The following is an 18,083-nucleotide window of genomic DNA, read 5'->3' as shown; positions in this document are numbered from 1 at the left end:
GGCGGTTTTTTATGTCTGGATCTAACGATGATGGCAGTCTGACAATCAGTTTTTGGCGATAGCCTGCTTGGGGTTGCCCATATACCACCGAACTGTATCAATCAGCAGGAAGATGAGCAGGCTGATCCCCATGACGGGTAAACTGACTGCCAGTAGCAGCGTGATAAGCGCAATAAGCACACGCTGAAAGACGGGAACCGCTAACCATGCTGCCGTCAGCGTGTTGACCGGATTCACGCTATGACGAGATTTTGGACGACGTATCCACCACATCCGATAGCCCCAGACGATCATTGCACAGAGCCCAAGTCCAAATGCCGCGAGGATGAGCTGATTTGGCAAACCGAATAGCACGCCCATGTGCGCATCCACGCCCCAACGCGTGAGCTTGGCGGCCAGCGGGAAGGTGTTGAAATCGGTTTTGTCCACAACATCCAGCGTATCAGGGTTAATTGATACGGCATCAACCTGCGTTGGCCAGGCACGGTCGATCTCACTGACTGTCCAGGCGCGGTGCGGCTGAGTGGCGGGGCGGATTTCGATTTTATTGGCATCAATCCCTGCATGACGTGCGGCAGCCAGTACCTCATCAAATAACGTGGGTGAAGAGGCGCCGACATCCCCCATTGGCATTGATGCATGATGTTCCGCGTGCTCATCCGTGGCCATCACCATATCGTGACCGTGCATCATGTCGTGATGAGACATCGGTGCGGGCAATTGGGTTTTGACTGATGGGGTCTGCCATCCTAACGCGGTACGCGCGACAGAAATGTTGCTGCCTGCCCACTGTGACCAGGTTAGCCCCGTCGCGGAGAAAAAGAGCAAACCAAGCACAAGGCTTAGCCCCATCGTGGCATGCCAGTGGCGCAGGCGCTGCGTCTTTGCCGCCGTCGTCTGGCTATTTTTCAATTTCCGTCGTTTGGCCGCTGACGATACATGTCGGGTTGACCACCAAATGACAATGCCGCCCAGTGCCGCGACCCACAGCCAGGATGCCGCCAGCTCGCTGTAATTACGCCCGATATCGCCTAGCAGCAGCCCGCGGTGCAGGTAATCAAGCCAGGTACGAAATGGCAGAATGCCGCTGGTGCCGTAAACAATCTCACTACCGCGATTTTCCAGCGAGACAGGGTCGATGAAAACGGCGCGACTTTCTGATGGCCCCAGTTCCGGCAAGGCAAACATAACGCGCGTGGTTTCTCCGGCAGCAGGCGCAGGACGTATTGCCAGTAATTTTGCATCCTGATGGTGAACAAGCCCTGCCTGTGCGGCACGAATTTGATCAGCCAGTGAATGCGGAGCGCCCTGACTCTGGGTGAAAAGCTGGTGTGAATACAGTCGATTTTCAATCTGCGGCGTCAGGACATACAGCGTACCCGTCAGGGCGGCGACGAAAATAAAAGGGCCGACAAAAATACCAATATAGAAATGCAGACGGATGAAGAGAGCGACGATCGCGGCACGTGGCGATACGTTGTCTACCGCGTGTTGAACCGGCGCGGTTTCTCCGGCTGAGCGCGTGCCGGAGGCGGCAGCAGTGGCTGATGCCTGATTAGGGTGTGACATAAAACCCTCTGAAATCATTTAGCAAAAAAATGATCAAACGCCATACCTGAAAGGATATAGCGCGATGCGTTATAAATGCACATGGCGTGATGATGCACGATTCAGAAAGGTGGGGCGCGCACTACTGGGGAAGCGTAACGTTCGGGAAGGACAATGCGGGAGATAAAATGAATAACCAGCGCTTCAGATAAAGACGCGGTCAGTATCGGATTGAGTGAACCTGTTGCGAACAGCGCTGGCGTATACGAAAAGAGTACGCAGTAACCACAAGCGGCATGATCCATCATCATCGACGGTGATGAGGGAGAATGGTGTGATGGGGTCGTGTGGTGACCGGACATTGCGTGTCCGGTATGCTGTTGTTCCGCTAGATTGCCGTTGTGGCTGGCGTGCGCTGTTGCGCTATTTTCATTGTGCCCGTGTTCATGAAAGTTATGCTCACGCTCGTAAAGCACCCGTGTTTGTGAAATCACTGGTGCAACGAAGATGGTCAAAATAGCGAAGATGCCGACCCAGGCTGGGAAACTTCGCCGTCGAAGCGCGGACAAAAGCATAGCAGTCTTAATTCAACAATACCGGGTTCAGTCGAGGAGTGTACTTTACTTGCCCCTGCATTGTTACACAAATGTTTATACCCGCCATACTTCAAACGGTATGTGAATCAATGTCACTGTTCGTCAGATCTTTTATCGGTGGGCAATGGGAAACGGTATGGGCGCAAACGGAATAATCCTACGCACGTGCAGGTCGATATTCGCTATAGTCCGTGGCTGTTTTGCATTTTTACAACCCGGTTTATCATGCTTTAGCGTTCTCGTTGTTTAAACGCTGACCTATTATGATGAACAATATCTTTATCAAGTTGTAGGAAAGCTAACTTATCCATTAATATGGATTTTAGTTGATTGAAGCACACCAACAGGGGGAGCTGTGCTGGATAATAAATTTGGGTTTAAACAGCGGGTTGCCAGCCTTCGCTGGCTGTCCGCCGCCATTATGCTGTCTGTAAGCGCAGTGCCTGCTTGGGCATTCTCTATTGATGATGTGGCACAGCAGGCTGAAAAGCTGTCACAAAAGGGTTTTGAAGCGCCGAAAAGTAATCTTCCTGCGCAATTCCGTGATATGAAATTTGCGGACTATCAGCAAATTCGTTTCAATAACGATAAGTCATACTGGAATAATGTACAGACGCCATTCAAACTCCAGTTTTACCATCAGGGGATGTATTTCGATACCCCGGTGAAAATTAATGAAGTCACAGCGACAACGGTTGATGAGATTAAATACTCTCCTGAGTATTTTGATTTTGGTTCCGTCAACCACGATGCTGAAGCCGTTAAAAATCTCGGTTTTGCGGGTTTTAAAGTTCTCTATCCGATCAATAAAGCTGATAAGAACGATGAAATTGTCAGCATGCTGGGTGCCAGCTACTTCCGTGTGGTAGGAAAAGGCCAGATTTATGGCTTGTCTGCCCGTGGCTTGGCTATCGATACCGCATTACCTTCCGGTGAGGAATTCCCTCGTTTCCGTGAGTTCTGGATTGAACGTCCAAAACCAAATGATAAACATCTGGTTATTTATGCGCTGCTGGATTCTCCGCGTGCCGCAGGGGCTTACCGCTTTACCGTTTATCCGGGGCGTGACAGCGTCGTAGACGTTCAAGCTAAAGTCTTCCTGCGTGATAAAGTGGGCAAACTGGGTATTGCTCCGCTGACCAGCATGTATCTGTTCGGGCCGAACCAGCCTTCTCCGACGCTGAATTATCGTCCGGCGCTGAACGATTCTAATGGCCTGTCAATTCATGCCGGCAATGGTGAGTGGATTTGGCGTCCGCTGAATAATCCAAAACACCTGTCCGTCAGCACCTATGCGGTAGAAAACCCGAAAGGATTTGGTCTACTGCAACGCGGTCGTGATTTTACTGCCTATGAAGATCTCGACGATCGTTACGATCTGCGTCCAAGCGGCTGGGTTGAACCGAAAGGCGAGTGGGGCAAAGGAAAAGTTGAGCTGGTTGAAATCCCTACTGCGGATGAAACCAACGACAATATCGTCGCTTTCTGGACGCCTGATGTATTGCCTGAAACGGGCAAACCGCTGGATATTAAATATCGTCTGCACTTTACGCGCGACGAAGATCAACTGCATTCTCCGAACATTGCCTATGTTCAACAAACTCGCCGTTCTGCCGGTGATGTTAAGCAATCTAACCTGATCCGCCAGCCTGACGGCACGATCGCGTATATTGTGGATTTTGTTGGACCGAATTTAAAAGAGTTGGATGAGAGCACTCCGGTGGCCTCTCAGGTCAGCATTGGTGATAACGGCGAGATTGTAGAAAATAATGTTCGCTATAACCCAGTGACTCATGGCTGGCGTCTGACGCTGCGTTTGCGTGTGAAAGATGCGAAACAGCCGACTGAAATGAGAGCTGCATTGGTTAATGGCGAGACGACATTGACTGAAACCTGGAGCAATCAGCTACCTGCTAATGAATAAGTCAACTTCTTCTCTCGATTATATTGAGAAACTACCTCTGCCTGCCGAGCAGGCAGAGGTTCTTCGCGAAAAATTACCGCAAGCGGCCTGGAACGATCAGGCCGTTTTGCATCAGGCTTTGTCTGAAGGTAGTCCGTCTGAAGAGCATCAGGTTAATGTTCAGTCTGAAGATGATGCTACGCTGCAGTCTGTGCAGGCTCGTCTTGAAATGGCCTGGGCAGAAGGGCTGGACAACGGTAAACAACTCGGCACTGACAGAGAAGGGCGGACGGCATTAAAAGCGATGCCCGTCATTACCCGCGCTTCTATGTTTCCTGACGTCTGGCGAACCAATCCTTTGGTTCGCTGGTGGGAAAGCTTACTGGGACGCACCGTACCGCCTCGCCCTCATTACAGCCCGGAAGAGAAAATTTCCGAAAACCGTTGGCGCTTGGTGGGAACAATCCGCCGCTATATTCTGCTGGTGTTAACGCTGTTTCAGACGGCGATCGCAACCTGGTATATGAAAACCATCCTGCCTTATCAGGGATGGGCGCTCATCGATCCGTTTGAAATGGCGGGTCAACCGTGGACGCGTTCGCTGATGCAACTGCTTCCTTATGTGCTGCAAAGCGGCATATTGGTTCTGTTTGCAGTGTTGTTCTGCTGGGTGTCGGCTGGATTCTGGACCGCACTGATGGGGTTCCTGCAACTGTTGATTGGTCGAGATAAATACAGCATCTCTTCCACGACGGTAGGTAACGAGCCGCTGAATCCAGAGCACCGCACGGCGTTAATCATGCCGATTTGTAACGAAGACGTAGAGCGTGTGTTTGCGGGATTGCGTGCGACGTATGAGTCGGTTGAAGCAACGGGCAATCTTGAACATTTTGATATTTACGTACTGAGTGACAGTAACGATCCCGACATCTGTGTGGCAGAGCAAAAAGCCTGGATGGAACTGTGTCGTGATGTCGGCGGTACAGGTCGCATTTTCTATCGTCGTCGTCGTCGTCGCGTCAAACGTAAGAGCGGCAATATTGATGATTTCTGCCGCCGTTGGGGCAACCAGTACAGCTATATGGTCATTCTGGATGCCGATAGCGTCATGAGTGGCGAATGTCTGACGTCTTTGGTCAGACTGATGGAAGCGAACCCGAACGCCGGTATCATCCAGTCTTCACCGAAAGCATCGGGCATGGATACGCTGTATGCGCGCTGCCAGCAGTTTGCAACGCGTGTTTACGGTCCGCTGTTCACCGCTGGCTTGCACTTTTGGCAGTTGGGCGAATCGCATTACTGGGGGCATAACGCGATTATCCGCGTTAAACCGTTCATCGAGCACTGTGCTTTGGCACCGCTGCCAGGTGAGGGGTCGTTCGCCGGTGCGATTCTTTCGCACGACTTTGTCGAAGCAGCGCTGATGCGTCGCGCAGGATGGGGCGTGTGGATCGCTTATGATCTGCCGGGAAGTTATGAAGAACTGCCGCCTAACCTGTTGGATGAACTGAAACGTGACCGCCGCTGGTGCCATGGCAACCTGATGAACTTCCGGTTGTTCCTGGTTAAAGGTATGCATCCCGTTCATCGCGCCGTTTTCCTTACCGGTGTGATGTCTTATCTGTCGGCACCGCTGTGGTTTATGTTCCTGATGCTCTCTACAGCGTTGCAGGTTGTGCATACGCTCATGGAACCTCAGTACTTCTTGCAACCCCGACAGCTGTTCCCCGTCTGGCCACAGTGGCGGCCGGAATTGGCGATCGCACTCTTCTCGACGACATTGGTCTTGCTGTTCTTGCCAAAACTGTTGAGCGTGATTCTGGTGTGGGCAAAAGGCGCAAAAGAGTACGGCGGTGCTTTACGAGTATTTATTTCGCTGCTGCTGGAAATGCTGTTCTCAGTCCTGTTGGCACCGGTTCGTATGCTGTTCCACACCGTGTTTGTTGTCAGTGCGTTTCTCGGTTGGTCGGTGCAGTGGAATTCTCCGCAGCGTGACGACGATGCAACTCCGTGGAGCGAGGCGTTTGTGCGCCACGGTTCCCAGTTGATTCTGGGGCTGGTCTGGGCGATTGGCATGGCATGGTTGGATCTGCGCTTCCTGTGGTGGCTGGCTCCGATAGTCTTCTCGCTGATTTTGTCGCCGTTTGTTTCGGTTTATTCGAGCCGCGCGTCATTAGGGCTGGGCTGTAAACGTGCCAAGCTGTTGATGATACCGGAAGAGTTCAATCCACCACGTGAGTTGGTTGCTACGGATGAATATTGCCGACTGAACCATCAGCGTAGGCTGGATAATGGGTTTATGCAGGCTGTCTTTGATCCGTCAATTAACGCTCTCGCCAGTGCAATGGCAACGGCGCGTCATCGCTTCAGCCAAGCGATTGAAGACGTACGTGAGAAGAATGTGCGTGATGCCTTGAACCGTAAGCCGGAAGAGGTGAGTAATAATCAGCGTCTGGTTCTGCTTAGCGATCCCGTTACGATATCGCGCTTGCACTACCATGTGTGGCAAAAACCGGAGACCTATGCTGCGTGGGTTGAGTCTTACCAGAAACTTCCCGTACCGCATATCAAAAGCTAACTTCGCGTTGGCATGAAAGATAAAGCAACGGCAATCAATCGCCGTTGCTTTTTTTTCGTCTGTCACAAGAGTGGCTGTTCCTGAAAGGAGTAACCGGAACGAACGTGTTAGTTAAAATACGTTCCTTAATAAAAGGACGGTTCGCCTTCCGGGCGGGTTTTGAAACGACGGTGCAGCCACATATATTGATCCCGTGCGAGCAGAATATTCTTTTCAACAACCTTATTCATCCAAACGGCTGTCTCGGTTTCATTATCTACAGGTGCATCCTGTTCTGCAGGTTGGATCAGCAGTTCATAGCCTTTTCCGTCAGGCAGACGGCGTGGAACAAAAGGAATGACGGCAGGGCGCGCGGTCTTGATCAGCATATAGCTACCGCGGGTTGTCGCCGCTTTTTCTACGGCAAACAGAGGGGCGAATACGCTGCTTCGTGGACCATAGTCGTGATCTGGGGCATACCAGATAATATCGCCCTGTTTGAGAGCACGAATCATGCCCTTAAGATCTTTTCGGTCCAACATGGATTTATTGGACCGCATTCTTCCCCATGTCTGTAACCAATCAATCAGCTTGTTATCATTCGGACGATAGACACCGATCCCCGGATTGTGCATGCCAAAAACTCGTGCGCCGAGCTCCAATGTTAAAAAATGCAGTCCGATGAGCAGTACTCCTTGATCCCGTTCGTTCTCAGGACGAATGTGCTCAACGCCCGTCACCGTAAACCAGCGCTCGATACGCCAGTCTGGCCAAAACCAGGCCATACCGGTTTCAATCACTCCCATGCCGACAGATTCAAAATTCTTCCTGACTAATTCATCACGTTCAGCCTGCGACATCTCGGGGAAACACAGTTCAAGGTTACGGATGGCAACGTTGACGCGCTTTGGCAATAGACGCATAGCCAGATGACCAAGTGCGGTACCGATACGATACAGAACGGGATAGGGAAGCAAAACGATAAGGTAAAGGATGCCGATGCCCAACCAGGTGAGCCAGTAGCGTGGATGTAGCAATGAACGATTAAAAGAAGGGATTTGTGTCATGGCCTCAGTATCAATATTTGGGTGCTGGTCAGCACGCGAACCGTTAAAAAACGAGTTAATGGTTAACTGCAAGATAGATTATTGCGGCGCTTTGCCAATAACACAAATTACCGCTGCGTTATTGACTGATTTTTATGCAAAAAACGGCTTTTATCCTATCATTTTCAGAGAATGAGTTTTGACCTTTGATGGCATGGTGTCTGGCGATATAGGAAAGTGGCGACCCAGATAGGATCGCCTGACACAGTGTATCTACCGCTACTGTTTGAAAATGCCTCTGGCATAGCGTGGTTCACTACGCCAGTACTGCGCTGGGGCGGATACCTGCGCGCCCAGTCTGGCGGCCGCATGCCATGGCCAACGAGGATCGAAGAGAATGGCGCGAGCCAGTCCAATAGCGTCTGCCTCACCGGTTGCGACGATCGCTTCTGCCTGTTCCGGCTCGGTTATTAGCCCAACGGCGATGGTGGTGATGCCTACCTCTTGCTTAATCCGCTGCGCATACGGCACCTGATAATTGGGTGCAGGATGGATTTGTTGCAATGGCGATAGTCCGCCACTGGATACGTGGATGAAATCGCAACCTAATTCGTGCAACGTTTGACTAAGCTGTACCGATTGCTCCAGATCCCAACCGCCCTCAACGCCATCTATCGCAGAAATGCGCACGCCAACGGCTTTGTGCGCCGGGAAAACCTCGCGTACTGCACGGTAAATCTCGACGATGAGGCGTATCCGGTTCTGAAGTGACCCCCCGTAGTTATCTGTGCGCTGATTTGTCAGCGGTGAAAGGAACTGATGCAGCAAATAGCCGTGAGCAGCATGAATTTCTATCAGGTCAAAGCCCAGACGATCCGCACGTTTAGCAGACGAAACGAATGAATCAATTAACGCGCGGATGTGTTGTTCTGACATCGCTAGCGGCGCAGCATCGCTGTCATTATAGGGGATCGCTGATGGTGCAATAGTCTGCCAGCCTCCCTGCTCCGGACGCAGAAATGCTCGCCCGCTCCAAGGAACTCCCGTTGAGGCTTTACGACCTGCGTGACCCAATTGTATGCCGAGAGGCATGGCAGAATAGGTTTTGACCGCGTTAACCGCGCCAGCAAGGGCCTGTTCTGTCGCGTCATCCCACAAGCCAAGGTCGCGTGGGGAAATCCGGCCTTCTGGGGAAACTGCGGTAGCCTCGATAATGAGTAATCCTGCACCGGAATGTGACAGGTTACCTAAATGCATGGTATGCCAGGCCGTCGCTTTGCCGTCCTCAGCCGAATACTGGCACATAGGGGCAATGATGATTCGGTTAGGTAGTTCGAGTTTACCAAGAGATACGGGGGAGAAAAGCTGACTCATAATGACAGATCCTTCGATGATACTTCATGAAAGCGAAATGAATCCCAGAGGCTATTGGCTTACGGTAGATCACTCTTTGTTGCCGCGCTATTCATTTCATGCCCTGACAGCCTCAGCTCTATCAGGTATGATGCCGGGCGATTCAATATATCGATCTCTGATTCGATGATGAACGTCACACGCTAACCTCAATGAAGACAGGAAACGTACACCATGCCAGTGTTACATAACCGGATTTCTAATGAGGAACTGAAGGCGCGTATGCTTGCGGAAACCGAGCCGCGTACCACAGTTTCCTTCTATAAATATTTCACCATTGACGATCCAAAAGCCTTTCGCGATCGTCTGTATATTCAGCTTGAGCAATGTAAGGTCTTCGGTCGCATTTATATTGCTACTGAGGGAATTAACGCGCAAATCAGCGTGCCCAATAATCAGTTCGAGGCCTTTAAGGCGGTATTGTTCAGTGCGCACCCGGCGCTCGATCAGATTCGCTTAAATATCGCTCTGGAAGATGACGGGAAATCGTTCTGGGTATTGCGTATGAAAGTGCGCGAACGGATTGTCGCTGATGGGATAGATGATCCGACATTTAACCCAGCGAATGTTGGGCAATACCTGAAAGCCGTTCAGGTTAATGCCATGGCGGACGATCCTGACACCGTGTTTGTCGATATGCGTAATCATTACGAATATGAAGTCGGACACTTCGAGAATGCGCTGGAAGTACCGTCGGATACGTTTCGTGAGCAGTTGCCAATGGCGGTTGAGATGCTTGATGAGGCGCGTGACAAAAATATTGTCATGTACTGCACGGGCGGTATTCGCTGCGAGAAGGCCAGCGCCTACATGTTGCACCATGGCTTCAAGAATGTGTATCACGTAGAAGGCGGTATTATTGAGTATGCGCGCCAGGCTAAAGCTCAGGGGCTACCGCTGAAGTTTATCGGCAAGAATTTCGTGTTTGATGAACGAATGGGAGAGCGCATTTCTGATGACGTTATCGCGCATTGCCATCAGTGCGGTGCGTCGTGTGATAGCCATACTAACTGCCGTAATGAAGGGTGCCATCTGCTGTTTATCCAATGCCCAGCCTGCGCTGCAAAATACGAAGGTTGCTGTAGCACACAGTGTTTGGATGAAATGAAATTGCCGTTGGAAGAGCAAAGAGCGATACGCAGCGGGCGTGAGAATGGAATGAAGATTTTCAATAAATCTAAAGGACTATTACAGTCAACGTTGCACATTCCGGCTCCTGCAGTGAAAGACAAGGCCGAATAATTAGCGGTTAAGCGCGTAATATAAAAAGCCCTTTCCAAAGGAAAGGGCTTCGTACAGTCAATGCCTAGCCTTACTTCTGGCGAACGCCTTCAACGGCAATAATCAGTTCCACCTCTTGCGAGGCTGGACCTAAATCAGTCGTAATGTTGAAGTCTTTCAGCTTGATAGTCCCTTCGGCTTGAAAACCGGCACGATAGTTACCCCACGGATCATCACCCTGGCCGATAAGTTTGGCATCAAGCTTAACGGGCTTGGTGACGCCATTTAAGGTCAGGTTGCCGGTAATATCGTAATCTTCACCGTCTTTCTTCACTTCCGTTGACGTAAACGTCGCCTGCGGATGCTTGGTAACGTTTAAAAATTCTGCGCTGCGAAGGTGCTTGTCACGCTCAGCATGATTGGTGTCAACGCTGTTGGTGTTGATGGTGACATTCACTTTATCCGCTGATGGGTTTTTCTCATCAAAGGTAAAGGCGCCATCGAAGTCATTAAAGCTGCCGTAAAGCCAGCTGTAACCGAGGTGTTTAATGCGGAATTCAATAAACGCGTGCTGGCCTTCTTTATCGAACTTGTACTCTGCCGCCAGTGCAGAACCGGCAGAGGCAAGCATGGATACTGCGGTCAGGCTCAGTAGTGTTTTCTTCAGCATTGGTATTTCTCCATAAATCCAGAAAGTTAAGGAACGTTGCTACCCAACATCCGTTTCAACGTGTTATCACCATCGATAAAGTGGTGTTTTAATGCGGCTAAACCGTGCAGCGCTGATAAGGCAACCACCGCCCATGCAAGATAAAGATGCACGTCGCCTGCTATATCGGCCTGATCCGTCAAGCCGCTGACAATGGCCGGAATAGAAAACCAGCCAAAAACTGAGATGGAATGCCCTTCGGCAGTGGAAATGAGATATCCACTAATAAGAATGGCGAAAAGAATGACATAAAGCGCAATGTGAGCCAGCGTCGCGCTGACGCGGGTCAATGTGGAGTAGCTTTTCAACGGTGGAGGCGGTGGAGAAATAAAGCGCCACACCACGCGAAAAATTAAGATGGCAAAGAACAATACGCCAATCGCTTTGTGGATCTCCGGAGCACGGTGATACCAGATATTGTAGTAGCCTAATGTGACCATCCACAGGCCTAAAGCGAACATGCCATAAACGGTTAACGCTGCAATCCAGTGCAAAAGAATGCTGATATGGCCATAACGAGAAGAGGTATTACGCCAAAGCATAGTGATAACTCCTTATCAAAACGATAACGCTGTCAATTCGGCGAAATTTAACAGGATGAAACATAAAATCAATATAAACTTTCAAATTGTAACATTATCATAAACATGAGCAGTTTTTTTGAATTTAAATTCATAATTTATTCAGTTTGGTTATGGAAGTTATTTAATAGCAATAACTATTTCTGATGTCTGTTGGCAAATGAAGAATGAATAAGCTGGCAGAGAAATAAATGTGCGGCACTGCAAAGAGGCTCTATTAGTTGAATAATGATGCAGTAAGTGATTATTAGTATAAAAGTAGACGGTACGAATTAATTTATTGGTGAATATAAAAAGAAATGAGAATAGCCCTAAAACGACAACACCGCCTTAATTGGCGGTGTTGTCGTTTTAGGCAAAACTAATGGGTATTGAATATACTATTAATAACGTTATCAATTACTAATGTTTTCGATAATCACTGACGTCACAGTCTGTTGATTCGATTTTTGCAATACCGGCTTCGAGTATGTGTATCAGTTGCCGTGCAACATCGGTCGTTAGCCAAAGCGTGCGGTCTACATGTGCTTCATCTGGTGCTTGATCCGAGGTGGATAAGTAGTGTAAACGGATCATCATGGCATCATAACTGTCAACGGTGCTGATGTCCCAACCTACAAGAGGATGTGTCTGAATAACTTCATTTTTTCTATCCATAAATACCCCTTATTGACTAGTTACTAACATGAGTGACTAACGAGGCTTCAGGTGGCTCATTATTTTTAAATGAGCATTATCAGTATACTGCTGCTTATTTAATTTATGGGAAATATTTTCAGTTTTTCGTAAAAAATATTACACAGACGGTATGGAGAAAGGGGGTAAGCGATGCGTCAGATAAAATATCGGGACGAATAGGCTTTCATCCCGAAGGTGTGGTTAGCAGGGGTGGCAGGACATTATTCCACACCAGAACCTGCATTTTTCTCCAATGCGGCAGCAAGCTTGGCAAGGTATTTTTTCATCGCTGGATCTCGATTCTCATTTTGAGATTCGAGAGTCAGGTTATGAATCATCAGTGTGTTTGCTTTCTCATCGAGGCAGAATGCCAGAGACGAAAAGGCGAGTTCCAGAGCATCGATTTTGCGTTGTTGCTCGCCAATCAGCTCCAGCAGTTCCCCGAATGTCATTGCCTCTTCTGGTTTTTCTACCGTCATAACAGATACCCTCGGTCATAGCATATGGCGAAATGCCGCTTTAAACTGCCATTACAGCCCATATCTTCGTTATCTTTCAAGTTTTAGATTACTCTGCTGTAAACCAGTCGTCGGCACTTTCCCACGTTTCCTGCAAAATTTCAGAGATACGATCTTTGTCATCTTTGCCTGCACCCATTACCGTCAGGTTATTTGCAGATGCATAACGAACCTGAATGGGCGTATCGGGATAAATTTTGTGAATACGTTTTTCCAGCTCATGCCTGAGTGCATCAATCGCACCGGCGGGTAAAGGCGTTGTCTTTGCAAGAGTGATTTCTACGCGCATGATGACCTCCAAATTTTAAACTGTTTATTTATACAGTTATTGCAAGTGAAGAACAAGACACGCAACAAAATTTAGCCCATCGGCATAATGCGGATGGGCTTGTCGATTAACGGACTGACCAGTTGAGGCTTTGTCCGGCAAGGAAGGGGATTAACGACTCATCGCCAAGCGAGATTTCTTCCGGGAACGTGACCGTTTCACGGTAAAGCTCAATCCAGCTGTCGTTCACTGGCAGGTCATAAAAACGTGGGCCGTTCAGGGAGCAGAATGCTTCGAGTTTATCAAGCGCGTTCATTTCTTCAAAAACGGTGGCGTATGTGCTTAATGCCGCCTGGGCATTGAATACTCCAGCACAGCCACAGCTGGATTCTTTCCTGTGTTTCGCGTGAGGCGCTGAATCAGTACCGAGGAAAAGGCGTTCACAACCGCTGGCTACGGCTTCACGTAGTGCCTGCTGATGCGTATTGCGTTTTAAGATCGGCAGGCAATACAGGTGAGGGCGAACGCCGCCAACCAGCATATGATTGCGGTTAAACATCAGGTGCTGCGGTGTAATGGTTGCGGCGAGATAATCATTACCTTCAACCACATACTGCGCGGCTTCTTTCGTCGTAATGTGCTCGAGGACGACCTTCAGCTCAGGGAATTGTTGGCGCAATGGTTCCAGTACCGTTTCGATGAAGCGCGCTTCCCGATCGAAAATATCCACGGCAGCGTCGGTAACTTCACCGTGGATGAGCAACGGCATGCCAATTTCTTGCATTTTCTCCAAAATGCCGGAGATATTGGCGACACTGGTTACTCCATGGCTGGAGTTTGTTGTGGCGTTGGCCGGGTATAATTTGGCAGCAGTAAAGACGCCTTGCTCAAAACCACTCACGATTTCATTGGCATCAAGTGCATCGGTCAGGTAGCACGTCATCAGCGGGTGAAAGTCATCACCCTGCGGAACCGCGGCTAAAATACGTTGGCGATACGCGATAGCGCTGGCCACGGTGGTAATCGGCGGCGTCAGGTTAGGCATAACAATCGCACGGCCAAAGAAACGGCTGGTATAGGGGAGAACGGTTTCCAGCATCCGATCGTCACGCAGGTGAATGTGCCAATCGTCAGGACGACGGATTTTAAGAATAGTGGGCTGTGCGGTCATGGAATTGCGCTCCGGCGGTCAGTAGAAAAACATCGTCTTTCGGTTGGTTTTGGGACTGATACGGCGGGGGATAAGGATAAGCGTAAAGCCATTCGAATGCATCCGTTTGTTGATGAATGCTTGAAATTAACCGTGGATTGGCATCTGATAGCACTATCTTTTCATTGATAAATAAGGGATGTATATGGAAATTCGTATTGTCGCCACCATTCAGGCAAAAGCAGAGTTCATTGCAGACGTTACCGCAACGCTAAAGCGCGTGGTGGTGCCCAGCCGACAGGAAGCGGGTAATGTGCAGTATGATCTGCATGAAGTCGTAGATAAAGCCGGCTCGTTCGTGTTCTTCGAGCGCTGGAAAGATCGAGAGGCTTTGACATCACATGAGCAGAGCGATCACTTCAAGAACCTGCTGGCTGAACTGGATGGCAAAACGGACAGCGTAGATATCAAGCTATTGCGTTTTTTAGGCTAACAAGCGTTAGTACATAAAAAAACACCCGCCAATTGGCGGGTGTTTGTCTATAGAAGTCAGGATTATTCGCTGACAGGTGTAGGCTTGGTTGCTGGCGCAGTTGACTGGTTAACTGCCGCATGACCGCCTGCCGAACCTTTTCCTGAGAACGGATAGGCAGGACGAACCCAATCACTCTGTCGAGCTGGTTCCGCGTGGTATGCCGGCGCAGGAGCCTTGGTCATCGGCGCTGTCGCATGGAACTTATAGCGAGGTTGCTCAGCAACGGTTGCTGCTTTTGCTACGCTCGATACAGGTTCTTCCACTATCGGCTGTGCGCTGGTCGCGGTGACAGGTTCATCCTGAGCGCGCTGTGGCGGGACAGTTTCCTGTACTGCGGAAACTGCTGGAGTAGAAACAGGTTCTGCCACATCAGCTTTCTCGGTTGCATGAACAATGCTATCCGTCTGCTTGTCTTCTACGGATGCTTCCGTAGCGACATCGCTAGTAGCTAAAGTTTCAGCAATTACAGTTTCAGTCGCAACAGGTTCAACGATCTGTGCGTCTTCAGCAGCCAGAGCCGTATCAGCAGCCTTTGCTTCCTCAACGGCACTTACGGCAACTGCAGCGATAGCATCGTCGATAGCGGTGTTCTCGGTAACGGGCTCGACGACGGTATCTTCGTCTGCGGCACTCACCTCGACATTTGCGACATTGCTATCCTGAATCACGTCGGCAGATTGTGCTGTTGCGGTGACAACAGCGTTTTCCTGAACCGCGGTTTCAGCAATCGCCACATTTTCAGCTAGGTTGGATTCTGCGGTATCGATTTGCGTAGTCACTGCCGTTTCGACGACGGTTGGCAACAGCGGTGTTTCAATCGCCGCAACGTTTTCGTCCTGCGGTTGGCCTTCAGCCTGCTGTGTCTGGGCAAGAGGATAGCTGATCCACACTTTTCCTGATGCCATTTCCGGTGATGCGGCGGCAAACTCCAACTGCATCGGAGACTGAGACGGGTAGCGTTCATCACGATAGCGACGACGGCGCTGGCCGCTGACGCGTAGGTGACGCGGCGAACGGCGTGAACGACGTGGCATTCCCCCATTCTCGGCGTTCGCACGATTTGCGTCGTTTTGCTCGCTATCGACCTCGTTGTTGTCTACCGCAGCCTCGTTTGACTTGACATAGGATTGAGCCTGCTCAGATGGAACAGCGACAGGCACTGTGCTATCGGAGAGGGTATCCTGCTGAGTGTCAGACTGAACACGTACTTTCTGCGACAACTGACGGCGTTGACGACGTGGCATAATCTGAGTCGGTTTATCCTGCTCGGCTACGTTGTCATCGGAATCATCAACAGTTGCCTGAGTTTTTGCTTCAGCAGGAGCCTGACGGCGCTCATCCTGACGACGACGCTGGCGCTCAGCACGCGGCTCACGACGCGGTTGTTCTTCTGAACTGGTTTTCTCCGCGTTTTCCGCAACCACTTCCTCGTTCTGTCGCTTATTACGGCGCTGCTCATCACGCTGTTCACGATTGTCACGAGAACCACGATCATCACGAGAATTGCGATCGCGGCGGTTATTGCCCTGACGACGAGAATTCCGGCGCTCAGAACGCTGACCATCAGCCGATTTCTCTTCTTCTGCCTTCTTCTCGCCAACGTTATCCGCTGCTTTTACCGCAGGTTCAGAAGCAAAGGCGCTTTTTAAGGCAGTGAAGAAACGGCTGATGAGGCCTGGTTGAGCGGCTTCCGCAGGTTTCGCCGCAGCAGGCGTCGCTTTGGCTACCGACGGTGCGGTTTCCGCTGGCATTTCGGCCATAGTAAACGTTGCTAAAGCCGGTTGCTCAGGCTGTTTACGTTCAATCGTCTGTTCGTCTTGCTGTTGCTGTGTTTCCGTTTCCAAACGCTGAGGCAGCAGATAGCTAAGCGTTGGCTTTTCTTCGCCTTTACGGACGCGGACAACGGAGTAGTGAGGCGTTTGCATGCCATCGTGTGGCACGATGACCGCACGCACGCCGCCTTGACGTTTCTCAATGGCGTTAACGGCATCACGCTTCTCGTTCAGCAGATAAGAAGCAATCTGGACTGGAACAATCGCGTGGACTTCTTTGGTGTTTTCTTTCAGCGCTTCTTCTTCAATCAGGCGAAGAATAGACAGAGAAAGTGATTCATTGTCACGAATCGTACCTGTACCGCTACAACGTGGGCAGACGTGATGGCTGGATTCACCCAGTGACGGACTCAGACGCTGACGCGACATTTCCAGCAGACCGAAGCGGGAAATGCGGCCAATCTGGATACGTGCACGATCCTGACGTACGGAGTCGCGCAGGCGGTTTTCCACTTCACGCTGGTGGCGAACCGGAGTCATATCGATAAAGTCGATAACGATCAGGCCACCGAGGTCACGCAGGCGCAATTGGCGAGCAATTTCGTCTGCGGCTTCAAGGTTAGTATTAAACGCGGTTTCTTCAATATCGCCACCGCGTGTTGCACGGGCGGAGTTGATATCAATCGCCGTCAGTGCTTCGGTGGTATCGATAACGATAGAACCGCCGGACGGCAGGCGCACCTCACGCTGGAAAGCCGACTCGATCTGCGATTCAATCTGGTAGTGGCTGAAAAGCGGGATTTCACCACTGTACAATTTGATTTTGCTGCTGAAATCAGGACGACCCAGCGCAGAAATGTGTTCTTTCGCCAGATCGAGAATTTTCGGATTGTCGATCAGGATTTCGCCAATATCTGGGCGCAGATAGTCACGGAAGGCGCGAACAATCACGTTACTTTCCTGATGGATCAGGAATGGTGCAGGGCGGCCTTCGGCGGCTTTTTTGATCGCGTCCCAGTGTTTCAGACGGAAAGCCAGATCCCATTGCAGGGCTTCAGCGGATTTACCCACACCAGCAGTACGAACAATGAGACCCATGCCATCAGGCAGTTGCAGCGAACCCAGCGCTTCTTTGAGCTCGGTGCGATCGTCACCTTCGATGCGACGGGAGATTCCACCGGCGCGCGGGTTATTCGGCATTAAGACCAGATAGCTACCCGCCAGACTGATAAAGGTAGTCAGCGCTGCGCCTTTGTTGCCACGCTCTTCTTTGTCTACCTGAACAATGACTTCCTGACCTTCACGTAACACGTCTTTAATGTTAGGACGACCATGGGAAGCATAGTTACTGGGGAAGTATTCGCGGGCGATTTCTTTAAGAGGGAGGAAACCATGTCTTTCTGCGCCGTAATCAACAAAAGCCGCTTCAAGACTGGGTTCGATACGAGTGATTTTACCTTTGTAGATATTTGCTTTCTTCTGCTCATGACCTGGACTTTCGATATCCAAATCATACAGCCGTTGACCATCAACCAAGGCAACACGCAACTCTTCCTGCTGAGTTGCGTTAATTAACATTCTTTTCATC

15 protein-coding genes are annotated in these 18,083 nt (G+C 50.2%); 4 read left to right on the top strand and 11 right to left on the bottom strand.

The annotated features are described in order from the left end of the window. Positions 1-45 precede the first annotated feature (45 nt). The gene (locus I2D83_RS13460; protein ID WP_205946698.1) at positions 46-1,569 is read right to left on the bottom strand and encodes a PepSY-associated TM helix domain-containing protein; all 1,524 of its coding nucleotides are present in this window, start codon (positions 1,567-1,569) and stop codon (positions 46-48) included. A 101-nt stretch (positions 1,570-1,670) separates the two neighbouring features. Continuing rightward, positions 1,671-2,123 carry a DUF2946 domain-containing protein gene (locus tag I2D83_RS13455; protein WP_015840730.1) on the bottom strand — a complete coding sequence of 151 codons (453 nt, stop codon included), beginning with the start codon at positions 2,121-2,123 and terminating at the stop codon, positions 1,671-1,673. Between the two features lie 442 nt (positions 2,124-2,565). On the opposite strand from I2D83_RS13455, the gene I2D83_RS13450 reads away from it, so the two are divergent. Together I2D83_RS13450 and mdoH are read left to right on the top strand one after the other, a co-directional pair. Further along, a complete protein-coding gene (locus I2D83_RS13450; protein ID WP_155116511.1) occupies positions 2,566-4,068 on the top strand; it encodes a glucan biosynthesis protein G in 1,503 nt (500 codons plus the stop codon). Then, positions 4,061-6,625 carry a glucans biosynthesis glucosyltransferase MdoH gene (gene mdoH, locus I2D83_RS13445; protein ID WP_205946697.1) on the top strand — a complete coding sequence of 855 codons (2,565 nt, stop codon included), beginning with the start codon at positions 4,061-4,063 and terminating at the stop codon, positions 6,623-6,625. Before I2D83_RS13450 ends, mdoH begins: the two co-directional genes overlap by 8 nt. Positions 6,626-6,750: 125 nt before the next feature. Here the strand turns inward: mdoH and I2D83_RS13440 are convergent, their stop codons facing one another. Continuing rightward, positions 6,751-7,671 carry a Kdo(2)-lipid IV(A) acyltransferase gene (locus I2D83_RS13440; protein WP_181844726.1) on the bottom strand — a complete coding sequence of 307 codons (921 nt, stop codon included), beginning with the start codon at positions 7,669-7,671 and terminating at the stop codon, positions 6,751-6,753. Positions 7,672-7,929: 258 nt separating this feature from the next. Next, on the bottom strand, positions 7,930-9,024 hold the full coding sequence (locus I2D83_RS13435) for an NADH:flavin oxidoreductase/NADH oxidase (protein WP_205946696.1): 1,095 nt from the start codon (positions 9,022-9,024) through the stop codon (positions 7,930-7,932). 213 nt (positions 9,025-9,237) lie between these two features. On the opposite strand from I2D83_RS13435, the gene trhO reads away from it, so the two are divergent. Then, complete coding sequence (gene trhO, locus I2D83_RS13430) at positions 9,238-10,305, top strand: oxygen-dependent tRNA uridine(34) hydroxylase TrhO (protein WP_205946695.1); 1,068 nt, start codon at positions 9,238-9,240, stop codon at positions 10,303-10,305. 70 nt (positions 10,306-10,375) lie between these two features. On the opposite strand, the gene I2D83_RS13425 is transcribed toward trhO, so the two are convergent. From I2D83_RS13425 to pyrC, 6 genes are all read right to left on the bottom strand, one after another. Then, entirely contained in the window at positions 10,376-10,951 is a 576-nt protein-coding gene (locus tag I2D83_RS13425; RefSeq protein WP_155116510.1) for a YceI family protein, read from the bottom strand. Positions 10,952-10,980: 29 nt separating this feature from the next. Beyond that, positions 10,981-11,535, bottom strand: a complete 555-nt coding sequence (locus tag I2D83_RS13420) for a cytochrome b (protein WP_205946694.1) — start codon at positions 11,533-11,535, stop codon at positions 10,981-10,983. A 441-nt stretch (positions 11,536-11,976) separates the two neighbouring features. After that, the gene (bssS, locus tag I2D83_RS13415) at positions 11,977-12,231 is read right to left on the bottom strand and encodes a biofilm formation regulator BssS (RefSeq protein ID WP_005970542.1); all 255 of its coding nucleotides are present in this window, start codon (positions 12,229-12,231) and stop codon (positions 11,977-11,979) included. A gap of 242 nt (positions 12,232-12,473) precedes the next feature. After that, positions 12,474-12,731: a hypothetical protein gene (locus I2D83_RS13410; RefSeq protein ID WP_181828853.1), complete on the bottom strand. Its 258-nt coding sequence runs from the start codon at positions 12,729-12,731 to the stop codon at positions 12,474-12,476. A gap of 88 nt (positions 12,732-12,819) precedes the next feature. Further along, positions 12,820-13,059: a DNA damage-inducible protein I gene (gene dinI, locus I2D83_RS13405; RefSeq protein WP_015840721.1), complete on the bottom strand. Its 240-nt coding sequence runs from the start codon at positions 13,057-13,059 to the stop codon at positions 12,820-12,822. 106 nt (positions 13,060-13,165) lie between these two features. Further along, positions 13,166-14,209 (bottom strand): dihydroorotase, encoded by a 1,044-nt coding sequence (pyrC, locus tag I2D83_RS13400; RefSeq protein ID WP_205946693.1) that lies wholly within the window; start codon positions 14,207-14,209, stop codon positions 13,166-13,168. Positions 14,210-14,393: 184 nt separating this feature from the next. Between pyrC and I2D83_RS13395 the strand changes: the two genes are divergently transcribed. Next, a complete protein-coding gene (locus I2D83_RS13395; protein WP_181828851.1) occupies positions 14,394-14,681 on the top strand; it encodes a putative quinol monooxygenase in 288 nt (95 codons plus the stop codon). A 62-nt stretch (positions 14,682-14,743) separates the two neighbouring features. Here the strand turns inward: I2D83_RS13395 and rne are convergent, their stop codons facing one another. Continuing rightward, the gene (gene rne, locus I2D83_RS13390; protein WP_205946692.1) at positions 14,744-18,082 is read right to left on the bottom strand and encodes a ribonuclease E; all 3,339 of its coding nucleotides are present in this window, start codon (positions 18,080-18,082) and stop codon (positions 14,744-14,746) included. Between the last annotated feature and the right edge of the window lies 1 nt (position 18,083).

Origin of the sequence: Pectobacterium aroidearum (assembly GCF_015689195.1) — a bacterium.
In the GTDB taxonomy this organism is placed as follows: Bacteria; Pseudomonadota; Gammaproteobacteria; order Enterobacterales; family Enterobacteriaceae; genus Pectobacterium; species Pectobacterium aroidearum.
The sequence above is the reverse complement of the archived record's forward strand: the minus strand, read 5'-3'. Positions and strand labels throughout refer to the sequence as shown.